The sequence below is a fragment of the Acinetobacter sp. V110_1 genome (assembly GCF_031798975.1).
In the GTDB taxonomy this organism is placed as follows: domain Bacteria; phylum Pseudomonadota; class Gammaproteobacteria; order Pseudomonadales; family Moraxellaceae; genus Acinetobacter; species Acinetobacter nosocomialis_A.
In genome coordinates this window covers 19,308-37,085 of record NZ_JAVQNN010000030.1, presented here as the reverse complement: position 1 = coordinate 37,085, position 17,778 = coordinate 19,308, and the positions used below count along the sequence as shown (strand labels likewise).

Here is a 17,778-nt window from a genome sequence, read left to right as displayed (position 1 = left end):
TAAATTTCAAATATATTATTTTAATGCAATTAATAATATTGTTAATTACAATGATTCTCATTTATAATTCGCTCAATTTAAAATCACTCTCAGGGCGAGACAATGGCAAATAAGAAAAGTAATAAACTTTTTACAAGAAAGTCTGAAGTTAAAAATATCATTCCACTTCTTTCACTTGGTGGAGCCATTATTCTTTCAAACTCAGCATTTGCAGCTTCAACTTCTGATACCACAGAAACAGAAAAAAAGCCTGAAGCCCTTCCTACCATTACCATTACCGCTTCACGTGCAGATGAACTCTCTACCTCTGCCAAACAAGTCACCAAGCTTGATGAAAAACAAATTGAAATTTTGAAAAATGGATCGTCTGGGAACATTGCGACTGTTTTAGCCAAAGCCGTACCGGGCCTATCGGACTCAAGCCGAACCATTACCGATTATGGTCAAACTTTACGTGGCCGTAATGCGCTTATTTTGGTGGATGGCGTGCCAATGAACCTCACTCGTGATACAGCGAGAGGACTTTCAGCCATTGACCCTGAAAGTATTGCTAACATTGAAGTGATTCGTGGCAGTAACGCAATTTATGGTGGCGGTGCTGCGGGCGGTATTATTTCAATTACCACGAAAGCTGCGGGCGGTGAACCTACGGCTAAAACGGTCGTTGGCCTACAAACACCCCTCACAAATTTCCGTTCTAATGCTTTAAGTGGTGACATTCACCAGTATTTTACGGGCAGTTTTAACGCCTTTGATTATGCACTCGACTTTGGTTATCAACGTATTGGTAGCCCCTACGATGCAAGTGGTGACCGTGTTGCACCGGAACCAAGTCAGGGCGACCTTTACGACTCAAATGGCTATAGCATTGGCGGTAAGCTGGGTTATCACATTGATGACAACCAATACCTCCAGTTTGCTGCAAACTACTATAATGCAGAGCAAGACTCAGATTATGCATCTGACCCAAGTGTTAAAAAAGCTCCTGCTGGAACTGTGCCAGCCAAAGCCATTAAAGGCTTAAAGCTCAAAGACCAAAATAAAAACGAAAACCAGATCTACAATTTGACCTATAACCATAAAGACTTTTTTGGTAATAAGGTTGATGCTCAAATTTATTACCGCGATTTCTTTACCCGTTTTTCACCGTTTGATGCCCGTGGAAATGCCAACCGTGGTAAACAAGTCGACCAGATTTATCAAGAAAATAATGTACTCGGTAGCCGCTTAACGGTGACCACTCCCCTTGAGTTTTTAGGTGATACATCTTTAGTTTGGGGTGGTGACTTTAGCCGCGAAAAAAGCGAAATGCCTTTAGATATTTTTGATCAAAAAATTTATGATCAATCGGGCGGCTTAGAGTTTGTAAAAATCGGCAAACTCATTTATTTACCTGAACTCACCACACAAAGTGTTGGTGGTTTTGTACAGCTAAAACATCGCTTTAATGACCAATGGTCAGCAGAAGCTGGCACACGCTATGAAGACAGCTATGCCCAAATTGATAGCTTTGTTCCATTATCACAATTAGGCAAAACCAACCCTTACACGGTTCCGGGTGGAAAAGTAAAAGCTGATGCATGGTTGTACAATGCTAATGTGACTTTCTCACCAAACGACCAGCACTCGATCTATGCATCGTTTAACCAGGGTTTCCAGTTACCTGATGTCGGCTTGATTATTCGTAATGCTGGTGAAGGTTTTAACCTTGGATCATCATTCTTAGAGCCTGTAAAAGTAGACAACTACGAGCTTGGCTGGAAAGGTAACTTTAACAACTTCTCTTCAAGTTTAGCGGTATTCCGTTCAACATCTGACTTAGGTGCTGTGCAATCATTCAACAATGGTTTAGTACTGGCTCGAACCAAAGAGAAAGTCACAGGTGTTGAAGCAACTTTTGACTACCTTGACGATGCAAATGTTTGGGGAACTGGTGGTAGCGTTACGTGGATGAAAGGCCGTGAAAAACCTCAAAACGGTGCGGAACAGGACATGACGGGCTTCCGTATTCCACCATTAAAACTCACAGGTTATATTTCTTATAGCCCAACTGAAACTTGGACGAACCGTCTACAAGCCACTTACTTCGGTTCAGAAGATTACCGTTTAAATGGTATAAATAGTTTTGGTCGCTACGATGTAAAATCTTATACCACAGCAGATTTAATCAGTAGTTTTGCGCTTAACAAGAAAGACACCATGACTATTGGCCTAGAAAACATGTTTAACCGCAAGTACTACCCGCTTTATAGCCAATTATTAAGAACGAACGATAACACCAGCCACTTAGTTGCAAATGGTATAACGCTTAAAGTGACTTATAGCCATAAGTGGTAAGAACTTTGGTTAGTCCCTAATACAGTAAAAGCCCCAACCTCGGGGCTTTTATTTTTAGAGTATTTCTATGAAAATATCATTATAAAATATTCGAATTGTTTGTCCCGCTCATCTACATCGTTATGACTGAGCCTTTGAATAATAGTCCCTTCTATTATATGTAAAAGTAGTTTGGCATCATGAAATGAGGTATCAGCTTTTAATGTTCTAAGCTGACTATAAATTTCATTGGTGAGCCAAGTTCTATATTTAATGGCGACTTGATAAGCGTTTGAATAAGTATTTTTGGTTTCAAAAATGGCTTTAAATAACAAGTAGTACAGCTCTTCTAAGTCCGTATGTAAATCATAAAGTGTTTTGAGTTTATCCGTCACGCTTGAGTTGTAGTCGTACTCGACCATTGCCGTGACTTTGTCTTGAAGCCGCTCTTTTTGTACGAGCAGGCAGATTTCAATAAACCGTGCTTTGGACTGGAAGTGATGATAAAAAGTCATTTTTGTAATTTCAGACTCTTTGATAATTCTATCAACCCCCACTAAGTGAAAGCCGTGGTGATGAAATAAATGAATTGCTTTATTCACAACTTTTAAAGCACGTGTAGAAAGTACTAAAGGTGGCATATTTGTACCATTTAAAATAATTTTTTGTTGTATATAAAAGAGATAGAAATACCGTCACTCTTAAATTGAGCGCTAAAAACAGGCATACAAAAGCAGCACAATAAAGGTGTGCTCGCCTATCTCAGGTTTATTGTTGCTATGATTTTTGAGTCGTAACGATTCTTAAGGTGTAGAAAACCTAGAGTCGATTAAACCGATTTATAGGATGTTGAAATGGTATGGGCAGAGAGACTTTGGCAAAGGCCAATAAATGAGAAGAAATAGTACGCATAGCGGACTCCTTGTGTGTAAAGAAGTTCTACCAGATCACTGTCAAATGATTATGGTGGTAGAACGAGAGAAGGTTGACAGACTGACACACAAGAATCAGCACGCACAAGGCGTCCCTCCCTCGCCCTACCGCTACGAAGGGGGACGAACGAGTTCGCCACCAAAAAGAGAACTTTTTGATGTCTTGTGTGTTAAATCGATCTGTCAAAATCGACTGGCAATGTAGGCCAGCAGGCAAAGGATAATCGGAGAGATTTGGGGTGTCAATGTGATATTGGCTAGAAAATAGATAAATAATTTTTTGTTTTTCATTAGATTAGATTCGTTAATCTATTGAATAGAATATATTATATTTGCTTAACGCACATTAACTTATAAATATGAATACGATCTCAGCTACTCTTTTACGTGAACATCTGATTGAAGGATGTATAAAAGATGCTAATGGTAATTTTAAACCATTCCCTATTCTCGCAATTGATAATATTCCATTAAATATATGGGTGCACCAGAATACCCAAATTATTGATCGTGCAGAAACTTTAGTTCCAGCTCAAGGTTGGTTATATGATTATGATAGTGAGTTGGCATTAAGTAATGCATGGAAACTTCTTAAACCTGAAGTTCATAAAAATGGAGCTGTTTCAACAGTGGTTCCAATATTAATTTGCTCTGATGATTTAGATCTAGTATGCAGCGTAATTATGGTTGAACAAGTTGTTTCAGCAGATCAAGTCGTATGGGCTCGTTTTGGTTACGCATTTAACCATATTCATGATGTTGTGACATCCGTAGTCTGGGAAACCTCACCTTCTGCTCCGCAGTTAAGTTTTTCGTTGAGCGAATTTGAAAAAGCATATAATGATTTAAAAGAATTAGACAAAAAATGGAGTGAAGGTTTTATCTAGTTTTTTTAAATATGACCACATATTGAAAGATGCTGCTCTTACCTTCTCTAAATATCATCTAATAAATTTAGGTTAAATAAATGTCTAATAGTTATAAATTTCAATTAAAAATGGAGCTAGATCTAAAATTAATCACGCCTGAAGAGATTCTGAACTGGGCCGTGCATGCATTAGAAAATGATCCAACAAATGAGCTAGCTTTAGACATCTGTTTTTTATCAAACACTGAGCAAATATTACAATATTTCAGACTCACAGAAAAAAGTGAATTTTGTTCATGTTCACGAGATTGCTTAGCAATAAAAGTTATGGAAAATTATATTTTTAAGCACTTAAATACTTGGAATTATAAAGATCAGATAGATTCTTTCTTTCAAAATACTCATTACCTGATTCATTATTTAGAAAATGCAGAACTAGGTTTGTTAATTCGATCATATGAGAGTCAACTAGATGTGGCATTTTTAGGTTACTCACAATTAGAGCCTGAAACATTATGGGAAAATTTTAAATTAGAGTTAAAAGAACACCTTTCATCTTCGACTAATTCCGACAATTAAAATATGATCATTAATAGATCCCCAATTAGCTATTTTTTATATTGAGTAGATTCTTAATAATTATTTTCTGATTTAACCGATAGTTATATACTGTGATACACCGATAAAATGAATCATAAAATCCATTTTATCGGCTTGCCTACAAAGGCTTTTTAAGATTCCATTTTATTTTCTAATATAGTTTGGAAACTCTTTTAAAACCGTACTACATAATTGGCCTTTCATATCTTCACGTTTGCGTGCTTCAAATTGGTCCATACCTAATCGCATAACTTCTTTACCATACTTTTCACCTAGTTCATGTTTGGTACATTTGTCAGATTCATGAACTAATTCTTGTGAAGTATAGTGATAATTACAATCAAGTTGAGCACGGCTTAAAAAACCATGTAGTTGTACTGTTCTCTCGCAAGTCGTTCGCTGTATATAAGTTTTAGGCTCTTGAGCAGCATAAACTGATGTACCTACCAATAAAGTGAAAGCTGTTACTAAAAAATTACGCATTATTTCCCCGATAAAATTATTAAAAGTATAAGTGGCAATGTTGCGAGTGTATTAAATAATAATTGTTTATAAGTGTCTATTAATAATAAGAAAGTTAGATAAATCCTCTTATCTTTTGAATATTTCATCACCTTATTAAAATTATGGAATTAAGTTTAATAAATGAGATTGGTCTTTATCAAATAGCTGACATTGGATTTGTTTTATGCCCATCTTTAAACATTAGTAAAGAATGTGCTCTTATTATTTTCAATAAAGCGGATTGATAACAACTTTGAAATTTCAATGTTCTAGACTAAAAAACAAACCTTTGAATATAAAAAAGCTCTTTAAGTAACAAGAGCTTTTTTATCATTTCGACAATTTTACTGATTATCGATACTTTTTATTACCACTTGGTGTAATACAGTAAGTCCCTCCACGAGGCCCAACACAATTATTTGATCCACTACAAGGACACTCGGAAGAACTATTACTAGAAGAGCTACTAGAACTCCCATAGCTACTTCGTCCGTGGGATAATTTACTTTTTGAAGAGTAATGATGACTACTAGATGAGTAACTATGGCTACTAAATGATCTTCCTCCGCCACGACCTCCCCGTGCCTCGGCCTGAGTTAAAAATATTACCTGTAATAAAACTAATATAGATAAGAAAATAATTCTCATATTCACCCCTAAAAAATAAAAACTCATATTAATTTATGGCCAAATTTTAAACTACAGTTTAATAATTCAACTTTGGTAGATCATATAATATTTGTTTTTATGAATACAATTTAAACTAACAGATAACTTGAAATTCTATTAGCTCATTAATTATACAAATATTTTTTGTAATCTAATGCCACTTATAAGGAATTATTTTAAATCCCAAATATGATAATTAATGACAAATTATATTAAAATATACAATATTTTTAATATAATTTAGTATGACTAAAGAATAATAAAAAGGGAAAAAACCAAATATTTTGATCATTTTTGCAATATACGGCTCTGTCCATATAGAGATTTATATGCCTTATAAAAATTCGACTTTAGTCTGATGTTTTTATAGCAGAATAAAAATAAGATGGCGGCTGGGTAGACAGTGAATAAATAATTATACCCAGAATATCTTTAATAAATCAGGAACATAACAATGACTTCGCCTTTAATGAATAATTATCTTAACTTTGCATCTGGAATTGCACATCAGCAGTATTTACCAGCTGAAGAAGGGATTGTTAAGGCATATAATGATGGTTGTACTCACTGGTATGTAGATGGAAGTCTACATGGAGAAATGGTTCCAGATTGGTCTTCTGAACGAATTGAAAATCTAAATAACTTAATAAAAAAATATAATGTTCAACCTATTTTCCACGGTAACTTTAAAGCCCCATTAGGTAGCGATGTAGATTATTTACGTGAAGCTGCTGTGGCATATGTTAAACAAGAGATTGATATTGCTGCAAAGATTGGCGCCCCTTTAGTGATTCATGGCGGCGGTATTGTTGAACCTAAAAAAATTGTCCTCGCAAAACAAAAAGCTCTCGATAACTATATTCTGTCTATTAAAGAACTGGCTGAATATGCGGCTGAAAAATCAGTTGATATTTATTTAGAGAATTTATCAAACTATAAACACTATCGTCCGTTCCATTATGTCTTTACCCATATGGAAGAATACGATTATGTTTTCAACAAAATTGATCATAAAAATGTCTATTTCTTTTTAGATGCAGGCCATGCAAATGTGGGTGAAGGTGACCCTATTGCTGTTGTAGAAAAATACCATCAAAAAATTAAGGGTATTTCTTTTAGCAATAACAATGGTGAGCAAGATCAACACTTTAGTATTGGCCGCGGTACTGTAAATTATTCTGATTTTATCGAAACTATTAATCGAAATAATTGGAAAGGTCTTGTTGCCTTTGAGGTAAGAGATAAAAGTACTTTAGATTCAGTTAAAGAATTGGCAAGCGCATAAAATTAAAAGCCTTCTGAGGAACACCAGAAGGCTTTTTAAATATAAATAATTCATTTTTAAAAGGATATATTAAGTGAGTGGTTTACTAGTTTTCATAACAATTGCCTTTCTTACATTATCAAGCCCAGGGCCTGGTGTCTTATTTACAGTGACAAATTCAATAAATTACGGTGTCCGTACCGCATTATTTGGCATTATTGGCTTAATTATTGGTATGTTTGTGATTGCAGTCATTTCGGCTAGTGGCGTTGGTTTAATTATTACTAGTAATCCCACTATTTTTACTGTTTTAAAGTTTATAGGTGCATTCTATTTAATGTACCTAGGCTATAAGAACTTTGTAAAAACATCCCCTTCTCAAGACTTATTAGATACCGAAACAAGTGAAAAAACGGTTAGAAAGTCCAAATTATTTTATCAAGGTTTATTCGCGTCTCTTCTAAACCCTAAAACTATTGTTTTCTTTATTGCTCTTTTCCCACAATTTATTGATATAAAAGAAAAAATAATAAATCAATTTTTAGTATTATCTTTAACCTTTTGCCTGATCGGATTCTTAATCCATCTGGTCTATGCTAATTTTTCTTCAATCTTTAAAGAAAAAATGCTATCTGGAAATAACTTTGCCAGATTAAATAAAATCAGTGGTTGTATATTTTTTATTCTCGCTGTTTTATTAATTGTTCAATAAGTAAACTTACGTTTTTGTCTTAATATCAGTTCTTTATTAGATCCGCAAAGAGCACTGTTTAGTCACCCTTACTGAAACAGTACTCTTTGCTTCATCACAACTCCTATCCAGTAGAGTTCGATGCATAGAAATAGTGTATGGCTGTCGAGCTCAAAATGTTTACTGTATTTTCAGTTTTTTTAAATGATCTCAGCATAAAAATCACGTATATTAAAAATTAACAGAAGAATCTTCTTTGGTTTATATTTTGAACAGCACAGAATACACACTAGATCGCATAGATCGGAAAATATTATCTGCCCTTCGTGGAAATGGACGCTTAACGGTTGCGCAGCTCGCTGAAGAAGTTGGGCTTTCATCTTCACCCTGCTGGACTCGACTCAAGCGTTTAGAAAGCCTAAAAATTATTGAAGGTTATACGGTAAACGTAAACCCAAAAGCGATTGGCATTCACGAGTTGTTCTTTATTGAAATTACGCTAGAACGTCACGACGACGAAATGCTAGAAAACTTTAGTGAAGCTTTGGCAGACATTCCCGAAGTAGTCGAGGCGCATTTAGTTACCGGTGACTATGATTACTTGGTGAAAGTGGCCGTAAAAGATGCCGAACATTACGAACGCTTTTTACGTAAAAAGCTCTATTCGATTAAAGGTATTCGGCATACGCGTTCAACCTTTGCCTTACGACCACTTAAATCTGCCAATACTGCCGACTTAATGTTGATTGAATAATTGAGTTATATAAGCCGCTTTAGGTGCTTCATTGTTTTAATTTGATTTTATTCAATGTTACACATAAAGCTTTCTTGTCAGCTTCTTTAAGTTGAGGGTGCTGAACTGGCCACATATAGCTACAGCCATGAGGCGCCTTGTTATTATTTTTCTTAAGTTCATAGGCAATATTTTTTAGAAGCTCGGTGTTTAAAGAACTAATTTTTAAACGCACTTCGCTTAAGTCTTGAGGCTTCCAATTAGTTTCAGGGCTAGACAACCAATCTGCTCTATATCGGTACTGAATAGCTTTCGCTACATTCATTTGCGTCACTATAAACGGCTTTACCGTTTCACTGTTCAGACCAAAAGATTCGGCCTCAGAAAGTGATTGGTCAAGTACTTTCTTTTCTTGAGTTAAATCTTCAATCGGTAAATGCTGCTCTGCTTTATAGCCTGCAACATCTTTCATATAAGATAAGCGCTCATTAACTAAACGTGCTGCTTGATCATATTGATATGCTTGTGCCAGTGAAGAAAAGCACATCAAAGCTGCTACTGTAGTCGCTACCTTAACCGTTTGTTGAGCATTCTTAATATTTAACATTTGAGTACCTATCGAAATTATTGTTGTGCTGTCATTCCAAAGCAGTACTCTATTTTAAGAACACTCGAAAGTAAAATCTCACGATACGCTGAGCTCTTGGCTCCATGCAGAATCAGATTGGTGATAGATGTGCTGACACACTTGTTTAACAGATGAAATAAAGTGCGGGTTTTGTCCATCCCATTTTTCCAACATGCAATACGTGACATGTATGCCTTTGGGCTGAAACTCTCTTGCCAACGACTGCGATAACGCTCGAATACTCGCAAACATACTTTGGCTTAATACATCGTGGTGAGCAGAATGATGAGATGGCGCTCCAAGAAAAATAACTGTACCCCGCTGCTGCTTTAACATGGGTTTAAGTACTAACTGCGACACGCTCACGGCACTTAAACCTGTGGTCTGCCAACTGTGCTCAATTTCTTCTAAAGATAAAGCTTCAATATTTGGTGCAGATGAAAAATTTGGCTGAAACACGCATAACTCAATGGTATGACGATGCTCTGTTATATATTTCAGCAGACTTTTTAAATGCTTAGTTTTTACCAAGTTTAAGCGGACACTCGTCATGCCATCATTTATAGAACTTACTTGTATGTTCCGAACAGTAGAATCATGTATGACTTGATAAACATGTAATGGAGCTTGATAGTTTTTATCTAAAATTACAAAATCATGGTCGAGTAGTTCTATATCATGACCGGCCACAACCACACAGCCCTGCTTTTTTTGAAACTTCTGAAATATTGTTTTTAGCATATTCGTCTCTCAAAATTTTTCTTGGTATGGGCGTAAATCTAACTCATGTGTCCAGAGCTCAGGGCTTTGCAGGTAAAGCATCCAATAGTTTTCTGCTATTGCATCAAGATTAAGTCCGCCCGTTCCACGTGTAAGACGTGCTAAACGGCCTAGCCCAAATAAAGCTTTATTAATTCTGTCACCATTCACCATTCCATCAATAATGACATGAGCAATATGAACGCCTTGTGTTTTATATATTTGAGCTAAATTTAATGCATAAGCTCGCAACGCAGATTTGCCCATCGTAAAAGCAGCAAAGAAAGGTTTTCCGCGCAAAGAGGCACTCGCTCCAGTAAAAATAAGCGTACCGTGATTTTGTTCTTTAAAAATTTTTAGGCAGCTTTGAGAAACCAAATAAGCCGATAAAAATGTGGATTGCCACATATCATTAAAAAACGATAGCGGGCTGCGTAAAAAAATTGAGGGAATATTTCCCCCAACATTATGAATAACAGCAGTAATACGTTCGTTTTGACTAGTAACGGTGTCAAATAGGGCCTGTACTTGATGTATATCTTCGGCATCCAACCGAAATGCGGTAGCCTCACCGCCTTTTGCATGGATTTCGGCAGCGACTGCTTCAATTTTCTGGAAAGTTCGCCCAGCAACGTAAACTTTTAAGCCTTCTTTTGCAAAACGATGACAAACGGCTGCTCCAATCCCCTGTGAAGCCCCGACACCAATAACAACTGCACAATCTCGTGTTTTATCTGGTGTTACTAATGACATAGTCGTTTCACCCTGTTTGTTTTTTATACCATAAAGCAATAAACGGACGATTCAAAATTTCTTTACTAAACTTTTTACTTGTTCGAACGACTTCACCAAGTTGAGCAACCACGGCAATGTCTGCAATCGTCTGGTGATCTCCAACCAACCATTCGCTTTGTGATAAAACCTGCTCAATACGGTCTAAGTGTTTAATAAACTCTGCTTCAACATCCTCGGCTTTCATTCGGCCCAAGCCCTGAAAGAAAAGCTGTGTTTTTAATTCGGCTAAAATAAAAGCTTTCACCATCGGCTTTTCATACGCTGGGCGACCAATGCTACTAATACGGATGGCTTCCTCTAAAGCGTCCGAATCATTTACTCTTAAATACACTTCATAAAAATAAAGAGACTCATCTGCCCAGTCCTCCCACAGTTCGGCAAGTGCTTTTTGATTTGGACCTGCGGGATAAAGTCGCGGTGTATCCGGATAGGCTTCATCTAAGTAACGAGCAATACGAGTACTGTCTTGTATACGTTGTCCTTTATGGTCAATCACAGGTACTTTGCCCACTTTACTTAGCAAAGGAACTTTGGCACCAAGAATGCCGTTATAGTTTACTGTATCAAATGAGATACCCTTAAATTTCAAAGCTCTTGCAACTTTCTGACAAAATGGAGAAATTTCCCATTGGTGCAAAATAATATCCGACATTTGTTCACCTTTATTTTTAATTGCCTGTTTTACTTACTAGTTCTTTTTTAGAACTAACCAATAAATATACAGAATACCTTTTTAAGTCAAACCATTTTTAATGACGGTCAAGTTTCTAAAACTAAGAATTATTTGATTTTTATTATGATTAAAAAGAGCTCTGAATGTTTATGTTATCTTTTAATTTATAGTTTTTCGCAAAGCTATGTACCCTAAAAAACTAAGATACATAGCTTGGTTAAGTCTTTTCTTATAAAGCAACACCACAAATGTCTTTAGTCCCTGTTGGGTAAGTAAACTGCATTTTTGATTTATCTGTAATTAATTGAAGACCCACTGTTTTACCAGTTAAGGCCGAGTTAGCGAAATGATCTTGGTTAATTGCTCCCATGAAGCTGATATATTTTAATTTATTTTCCATCGTAAGGTTCAAGTAGCCGTAATTTACACCATTAACAATATATCCAATCTGTTTAGTATTTTGATTTACATAAATTCCGACTCTAACCTTTCCATCAGCTGGTACTTGTACAGGATTACTGGTTCTATTAGCACTTAAGAGTGTTAAATGACCATTTCCATCAGATTTATATGTAACACCTAAAGAAACAATTGAGTCTCCATTTAAAACACCTGAATAGTTATTACCTTTTGCAAACATTAAATTTAATGTAAATTCCACCTTAGACTCTGAAGATCCAGTAATAACAAAACCATACTCATACATCTGAGAAGTGCTACCAAGGTTTACCTTGAGATTATTCACATCAAAAATGAACTCCTGACTAAAAATATCTGAAGTAGTAATAGGTTTATCTACTATGGCAACATTATCTGGCGTATTAGAGGTATATTGAGTTTTAAACTGAATATATTTTTTTGAAGCTAAAAGCTTATCGACATCTTTATTTGAATAATAATTTATAACGTCATAACCAGACTGATTCGTATTATTTATATTAGCAACTTGCTCTGCATAACGATAATTAGCTGTGTTTGCTCCGTTTGCTGCTTCAAAAGCTTTTATGTCTTGTAAGGTCGCATCAAAGCTATAGGTACACTCAGCAAAAGAGTTACTCATACCCGAGATACCTATTATTGTTGCTAAAATTATCTTTTTCACGTCATTATCCTTTTTTATATTTGAACGTTTAGTATATATAAATACATAAATAATTTGATTAAATCTGATAAATGGCATTTTTAATAAGACAACAATATATTTATTAATTCTAAAAAAGCACTATATCTTTTGAAGAAATAGTGCCTGAGGCAATTAATAAGTCACTGTAACAACAACACTATCAGAGTAGCTACCGGGTCTACTTGCAATCGTAGTACCTTGCGGAATTTTTCCATAAACTGTAGTGGTTTGAGCATTACCTGTTCCAGTGCCAGATACTCCTCCCGTTCCCCCAACGCTATTCACTCCACCCGTAGCATCCCACACCGAACTATAAGCAGCATCTTTGTATAACTGATAGGGAATAAACTCATTATTACTATTGGCCATACGCCTGAACCCTCCACTTATACGGTTATTGCCATCCCCTAAATAAATCGAATATGGCGTTCCAGAGTTACATGTCGTATTTACAGCACCTTGAGTCGTGTAATCACGCTTAGTAATACCAATATCATTAATATTGCCGAAATCGACGTTTGACGTTGAGTTTAATTGACAAAGCGTCGGTACCACAAAGTTCGCTGTTAGCGTTACATTTCCAGAGTCCCAGCTGAGTAAATCACCTAAACATAACACCGCTAGAAGATCCATATCCCAAAACAGTTGAACCGTAGCGGTATAGGTTCCTTGAGGATAGGCAATTAATGATCCTGTACGTGCCGGTACCTTCACATTTACCGAGTAACTAAGAATATTATTTGAAGCGACAGTTACCACTGGACCATACCAAACATTAGAGGTTTGGTTGGTGGTAGAAGAACCGGCTCCACCAACAGTTGCAGTGACTGTATACGGTAACGATACACTATTATTTGTAGTGGTTGCTCCTGTAAATACTGTCTTCATACACATAAACGGAGAGATTTGAGGTATTAGTCCTCCATTCGTGCAAGTAATTGTTCCTGAAAAGTTTACAGTTGCATCACTATTAATATTTGCTGCCGTGTAAGTAAACGTATTATTAGTCGTTCCAGCTACCGTACAGGCAGCATTCGTTGGACTCAAAAACGCATAAACGAGATAAAGTAAGCAAATGCCTATAAAGTATTTTAAAGATAAGGAAATTTTTTTATAGCTCTCTATTTGAGCCTTATTCATAATATTTAATGACATATATAAGGTCCCAATTTCTTAGTTGAGTACTGATTACTGTTATAAGTGAAGTCAACTTGGCATGAACCATGATCGAGAAGATCTACTTCAAGTTTGTTTTGTTGTAATAGGTTGGGAACAAATACTTCGCCATCGTAGCCCACTATTGCATCTTGCTGCCCATTAATTCGAACGCTATAACCCGGCTTTAACGGTGAGTTGTTTTTATCAACGACTTTTAATAAGCCTGAAACGACCTGATGTGCACCAAAGTCAACTAAGGTTCCTTGGCGGTAACCTACTACTGTTTTTTGATCTGTAGATTTAACATTCCAATTTAAAGGTAAATAAGATGGATCTAAATAAATATGGTTCTCTCTATAGGGCATGAGGCTTGGAATAAGAAACCTTCCGGACTTATCAGTTGTTCCTAGATTTATCCCACCATTAATAATCTGGCTTTGCGGTCCGGCATTGGTAACAACAGCATAACCATCTCCAATTTCATTGGCCGCAAAAATACGTCCTGCCGCTGCAACCAATGATCCAGTCGCTGAAACTGCAACTTGATCGTTATCTCCAATTCGGTTATAGCGACCTGTTAGGTATGCAGCCCGTGCTCGGTAAGAACCATAGATCGATGCATTATTGTTATGTGCATCTTGATCTCGCTCAACATATCCTCCCCATCCAAATGAATCAATTTGTGGTTCCGATAGAACAAATACTTCTTGTCGATAAGTCAATCTGCCACTATCACTAGATACGCTAGAAATAGCATTCACTCTGGTAGATGGCGTATAGCGCAGCGCAAAGTAAATGCCATAGTCCTTATGGTTTTCATAGTCTTTATAAGCTGAACTATAAAAGCCCCAGTTCTTGTTCAGACTTCCGCTTAAGTTAGCGGATAGCAACTTATACGAGTTATCACTATATTTAATTTGGTTGTAGCCGACATAAACGCTATAGCCCGCATAAAAGTTATAGTTAATCCCTGCCCTAATAATCTCATCTGCCAGTGCACTGTAGCTCAAATAATTTTGTGGCTCAGAAGTAATCTGATTTTCTTTTAAATATCGAATTTGAGACACACGGGCCAAGTCAAAGTAGTTATCAAATACTTTGCGGTAACTGGTATTAAACGAAATATTCTTGCTAATACGCCCTTCTAAACCAAGCAAGGCAGAATAGCCGTTCTCATCCTTATACTGGCTTGCTGCAATGTCAGCATTAATCACTCCAACACCAAACAGGTTCTTGGCAAAGCCTGTTCCAAAGTTAGAAAGACCATCTGTGGAAGTCTCTGCACCACCACTTAAAGTCAGTGAGTTACTATAACCATAGCGAATCGCGCCCGAAGCAAAGGTAGCATTATCATAATCGTTTGAGTACAGCCCATAGTTATAGCGTGGTACGCCAACATCTACTGAAAACTCATTTATACCTTTTGCCAGAATTTTCGATGAAAAATAGTAAGGCTTTTTAGTAATAGTTTGCTGACCTGTAGCATCGGTGGTCACCAGTGTGACTTCATTTCCTGAAATAAACGGGAGCTGCTTAATGTCAAATGGGCCTGAAGGAACAAGGCCTGAATAAATTTTTTGCTGGTTAACGTATAAGTCTAGTGTTGAAGGCAGTGCCGCTGAACCGGAAAACTGCGGTAATGCCGAGGTAACAATATCACCACGCTGGGTATAGGCACTCGACCACTGAAAACCGGCAAGACGTACACTGCTCCCCCAATCAGAGCTATTGGAAATAAAGTCACCTAGGGTATATATTCTGACTTTTTCAGGGTCTACATATTGCCATTTACTTTCCAGACGTACCCACTTTTCATGGCTATAGCTCGTTTCATTACTACCATTGTATAAAACGCCTGATGAAAAATTACCGATGCCGCTATTAAAAATCCCTTCAGCCGAACCAGAAAAAATACTCTCATCATTAGTAATGGTGTGGTACAGACTGTAATTCAGGAGTGCAGCATTTAAGGGTTTCATTTTTAGCAGACTGGAGCTAGTGGTCTGTTGACCAGTTAAATCAACTGAGTAACCCATTAACATGTTTGACGGAACTTGTAAGTTCAGAGACTGCTCATTTTCCAAATATTTAAACTGGATTCCTTTAAGTTCGTTAAGACATACCCATTGGCTATCAGGGATATGTTCATCCATTTTCACTCTTAGCGTTTTTAAGTCACCAGAACGAATATATAACTTTCCATCTTTAGATTGTTTTACAGAAAACAAATCTTCAGAAGTATTTGAATTAATAGAAATATTTAAAAATAGCTGAGTAAAATCATGTTCTTGCTGCTGTCCATTCGTCTTTTCATGCATATATTTATTATTACTTCCTATAGACTTAGGAACACTAGGAACTGCAGTATTTGTATGATCTAGTAACTGTTCAGCAAAAGAATACGTTGGAAAATACGCAACACATAAGACACCTATAATATATTTCATATAAGCCTCTTAAAGTGTGGTTTTCTTACCATTAACTGTCAGAGAAATGCTGTATTTATGATTGGGCTGATATGTAAAATTATTAACTGAATAGCTTCGTGCTTGGTTTGCAAGAATGTAGCCATTCACGGTATTCACTTTAATCGGATAACTTTTATTTTCGGTGTTATCTATAAGTGTTAAGTCATTTAAAAGTGCATGTCGGTTGCCAATATTTCTAATATTTAAAAAAGCTTCCTTTTGATGAGTATCAATTTTCCAATTCAGTTGAGTAATCGCATCTTTATTGACTACAAATACAGGTAATGACGAACGAAGTAATACATTTACACCTTGAGAAGCTTTACGGCTATCAACTGGTTTTGGTAATTCGTCAATAATAATACGATAGGTTTTTTCACCAGAAATCGGCTCCGGGTTAATTCTGACTACCCGTAAATTATAAGACTCGCTAGGCTTTAACTTTAAAAAAGGTGGGCTAATAGTGATTTCATCTGTAGGTGTTAATTGATCTTGTCCATTATTTTGAGTCCATTCAAATATACGTGCCTGTAAATCAGCACTTTCATTTGACTGGTTATATAAACTAATTGAAGAAGCTTTTTGATGACTTAAAATTTCTACACTTACTGGTGAAAGACGGATTGTAGCGGCGTGAATAGTGCTAGATAAAGATAAGAATAATCCCGTAATAATAAAAATATTTTTTTTCATGTTTTACTCAAATATATATCTTTTTAATATATTAGCCCTTTCAAAAGGGCTAACAGCTTTTCTAATTTATACAACTTAATAAGTTACCGTTATTGTTACCGTATCAACATAACTACCCGCACTCGGCAGTGCTGAGCCAGCAGGAAGACGACCATATACATTCACTGTTTGTACTGCACCACTACCTGTTCCGCTATAAGCGGTTGTTGCTATACCAATTGCAGTGGCACGTCCTGTATCCGAATACAGGTTATAAGGAATATATTCATTACTTGCTGCCCCACCAATCATGCGTCGTTGGGTTGATAAAACATTTTGACCACCATCAAACGACAAAGTCCATGGCACAGTATTGTTACAAAGAACTTTAATTGAAGTACCACCTGTAGTTGAGGTATCTGCATCAACATTACTAGTGAGAGAACTCAAAGTACCAAAGTCCAAAACCGCATTTGTTGTAGTACCTGTTGCAGAGGTATTAAGGACACAACTATTTGTTACTGTCGCCTTAACAGTTAATGTCCCCGTCGCTGTAGCGGCATTTGCTGCGTTCAGGGAAAATAACCCTACAGCTATTGCCGATAAATAAAAAAAAGTCTTTTTCATGGCCAAAACCTTTTAAATTAAATTGTCGAATTAATAGATATAAAAAAATTAACTCTTATTCTTACAATCATTTTTTATTTGACTGCTCTTTTAAAGCTTATTTTTTATCCTATTTTAAATATCATACATAAAAATAATTAAAATGCATAAACTTGTTATTATTTTTATTTCTATTTAATAAAATATAGTTACTTAAAGTTACTCCACAAATATAAAAACCAACATTAACAAATCATAAGCATTTGATTTAAATTAATTTAACCCTCCTATCACAAAATTTATTCATAGAAATTTAAGT

17 protein-coding genes are annotated in these 17,778 nt (G+C 36.1%); 6 read left to right on the top strand and 11 right to left on the bottom strand.

Annotated features, from left to right (window positions below):
• Window positions 1-102 precede the first annotated feature (102 nt).
• Window positions 103-2,337 carry a TonB-dependent receptor gene (locus RMA95_RS11080; RefSeq protein WP_311070579.1) on the top strand — a complete coding sequence of 745 codons (2,235 nt, stop codon included), beginning with the start codon at window positions 103-105 and terminating at the stop codon, window positions 2,335-2,337.
• A gap of 65 nt (window positions 2,338-2,402) precedes the next feature.
• Here RMA95_RS11080 and RMA95_RS11075 read toward each other — a convergent pair whose 3' ends face one another.
• Window positions 2,403-2,957 carry a TetR/AcrR family transcriptional regulator gene (locus RMA95_RS11075; RefSeq protein WP_311070577.1) on the bottom strand — a complete coding sequence of 185 codons (555 nt, stop codon included), beginning with the start codon at window positions 2,955-2,957 and terminating at the stop codon, window positions 2,403-2,405.
• 650 nt (window positions 2,958-3,607) lie between these two features.
• Here RMA95_RS11075 and RMA95_RS11070 point away from each other — a divergent pair.
• Both RMA95_RS11070 and RMA95_RS11065 read left to right on the top strand, forming a co-directional pair.
• Window positions 3,608-4,135 (top strand): hypothetical protein, encoded by a 528-nt coding sequence (locus RMA95_RS11070; RefSeq protein ID WP_311070576.1) that lies wholly within the window; start codon window positions 3,608-3,610, stop codon window positions 4,133-4,135.
• A gap of 80 nt (window positions 4,136-4,215) precedes the next feature.
• The gene (locus RMA95_RS11065; protein ID WP_311070574.1) at window positions 4,216-4,695 is read left to right on the top strand and encodes a hypothetical protein; all 480 of its coding nucleotides are present in this window, start codon (window positions 4,216-4,218) and stop codon (window positions 4,693-4,695) included.
• A 165-nt stretch (window positions 4,696-4,860) separates the two neighbouring features.
• On the opposite strand, the gene RMA95_RS11060 is transcribed toward RMA95_RS11065, so the two are convergent.
• Window positions 4,861-5,199 carry a hypothetical protein gene (locus tag RMA95_RS11060; protein ID WP_032011802.1) on the bottom strand — a complete coding sequence of 113 codons (339 nt, stop codon included), beginning with the start codon at window positions 5,197-5,199 and terminating at the stop codon, window positions 4,861-4,863.
• A gap of 1,144 nt (window positions 5,200-6,343) precedes the next feature.
• Here RMA95_RS11060 and RMA95_RS11055 point away from each other — a divergent pair.
• The 3 genes from RMA95_RS11055 to RMA95_RS11045 all read left to right on the top strand — a co-directional run bounded on the left by RMA95_RS11055 (window position 6,344) and on the right by RMA95_RS11045 (window position 8,598).
• Entirely contained in the window at window positions 6,344-7,174 is an 831-nt protein-coding gene (locus RMA95_RS11055) for a sugar phosphate isomerase/epimerase family protein (RefSeq protein ID WP_311070571.1), read from the top strand.
• A gap of 73 nt (window positions 7,175-7,247) precedes the next feature.
• Window positions 7,248-7,865 (top strand): LysE family translocator, encoded by a 618-nt coding sequence (locus RMA95_RS11050; protein WP_009392922.1) that lies wholly within the window; start codon window positions 7,248-7,250, stop codon window positions 7,863-7,865.
• Window positions 7,866-8,112: 247 nt separating this feature from the next.
• Window positions 8,113-8,598, top strand: coding sequence for an Lrp/AsnC family transcriptional regulator (locus tag RMA95_RS11045; protein ID WP_031944247.1), 486 nt, complete (start codon window positions 8,113-8,115; stop codon window positions 8,596-8,598).
• A gap of 28 nt (window positions 8,599-8,626) precedes the next feature.
• On the opposite strand, the gene RMA95_RS11040 is transcribed toward RMA95_RS11045, so the two are convergent.
• From RMA95_RS11040 to RMA95_RS11000, 9 genes are all read right to left on the bottom strand, one after another.
• Window positions 8,627-9,184: a chorismate mutase gene (locus tag RMA95_RS11040; RefSeq protein ID WP_311070566.1), complete on the bottom strand. Its 558-nt coding sequence runs from the start codon at window positions 9,182-9,184 to the stop codon at window positions 8,627-8,629.
• A gap of 78 nt (window positions 9,185-9,262) precedes the next feature.
• Window positions 9,263-9,946 (bottom strand): SDR family NAD(P)-dependent oxidoreductase, encoded by a 684-nt coding sequence (locus RMA95_RS11035; protein ID WP_311070564.1) that lies wholly within the window; start codon window positions 9,944-9,946, stop codon window positions 9,263-9,265.
• A gap of 9 nt (window positions 9,947-9,955) precedes the next feature.
• On the bottom strand, window positions 9,956-10,717 hold the full coding sequence (locus RMA95_RS11030; RefSeq protein ID WP_311070562.1) for an SDR family NAD(P)-dependent oxidoreductase: 762 nt from the start codon (window positions 10,715-10,717) through the stop codon (window positions 9,956-9,958).
• 7 nt (window positions 10,718-10,724) lie between these two features.
• The gene (locus RMA95_RS11025) at window positions 10,725-11,411 is read right to left on the bottom strand and encodes a glutathione S-transferase family protein (RefSeq protein WP_311070560.1); all 687 of its coding nucleotides are present in this window, start codon (window positions 11,409-11,411) and stop codon (window positions 10,725-10,727) included.
• A gap of 250 nt (window positions 11,412-11,661) precedes the next feature.
• Window positions 11,662-12,534 carry a DUF4882 family protein gene (locus tag RMA95_RS11020; protein WP_311070558.1) on the bottom strand — a complete coding sequence of 291 codons (873 nt, stop codon included), beginning with the start codon at window positions 12,532-12,534 and terminating at the stop codon, window positions 11,662-11,664.
• A gap of 153 nt (window positions 12,535-12,687) precedes the next feature.
• The gene (locus RMA95_RS11015) at window positions 12,688-13,710 is read right to left on the bottom strand and encodes a spore coat U domain-containing protein (RefSeq protein ID WP_263613989.1); all 1,023 of its coding nucleotides are present in this window, start codon (window positions 13,708-13,710) and stop codon (window positions 12,688-12,690) included.
• Window positions 13,701-16,160: a fimbria/pilus outer membrane usher protein gene (locus RMA95_RS11010; RefSeq protein ID WP_311070556.1), complete on the bottom strand. Its 2,460-nt coding sequence runs from the start codon at window positions 16,158-16,160 to the stop codon at window positions 13,701-13,703. Before RMA95_RS11010 ends, RMA95_RS11015 begins: the two co-directional genes overlap by 10 nt.
• 9 nt (window positions 16,161-16,169) lie before the next feature.
• Window positions 16,170-16,874, bottom strand: coding sequence for a molecular chaperone (locus tag RMA95_RS11005; RefSeq protein WP_263613991.1), 705 nt, complete (start codon window positions 16,872-16,874; stop codon window positions 16,170-16,172).
• Between the two features lie 75 nt (window positions 16,875-16,949).
• Window positions 16,950-17,486, bottom strand: coding sequence for a spore coat U domain-containing protein (locus RMA95_RS11000; protein ID WP_311070552.1), 537 nt, complete (start codon window positions 17,484-17,486; stop codon window positions 16,950-16,952).
• Window positions 17,487-17,778 lie beyond the last annotated feature (292 nt).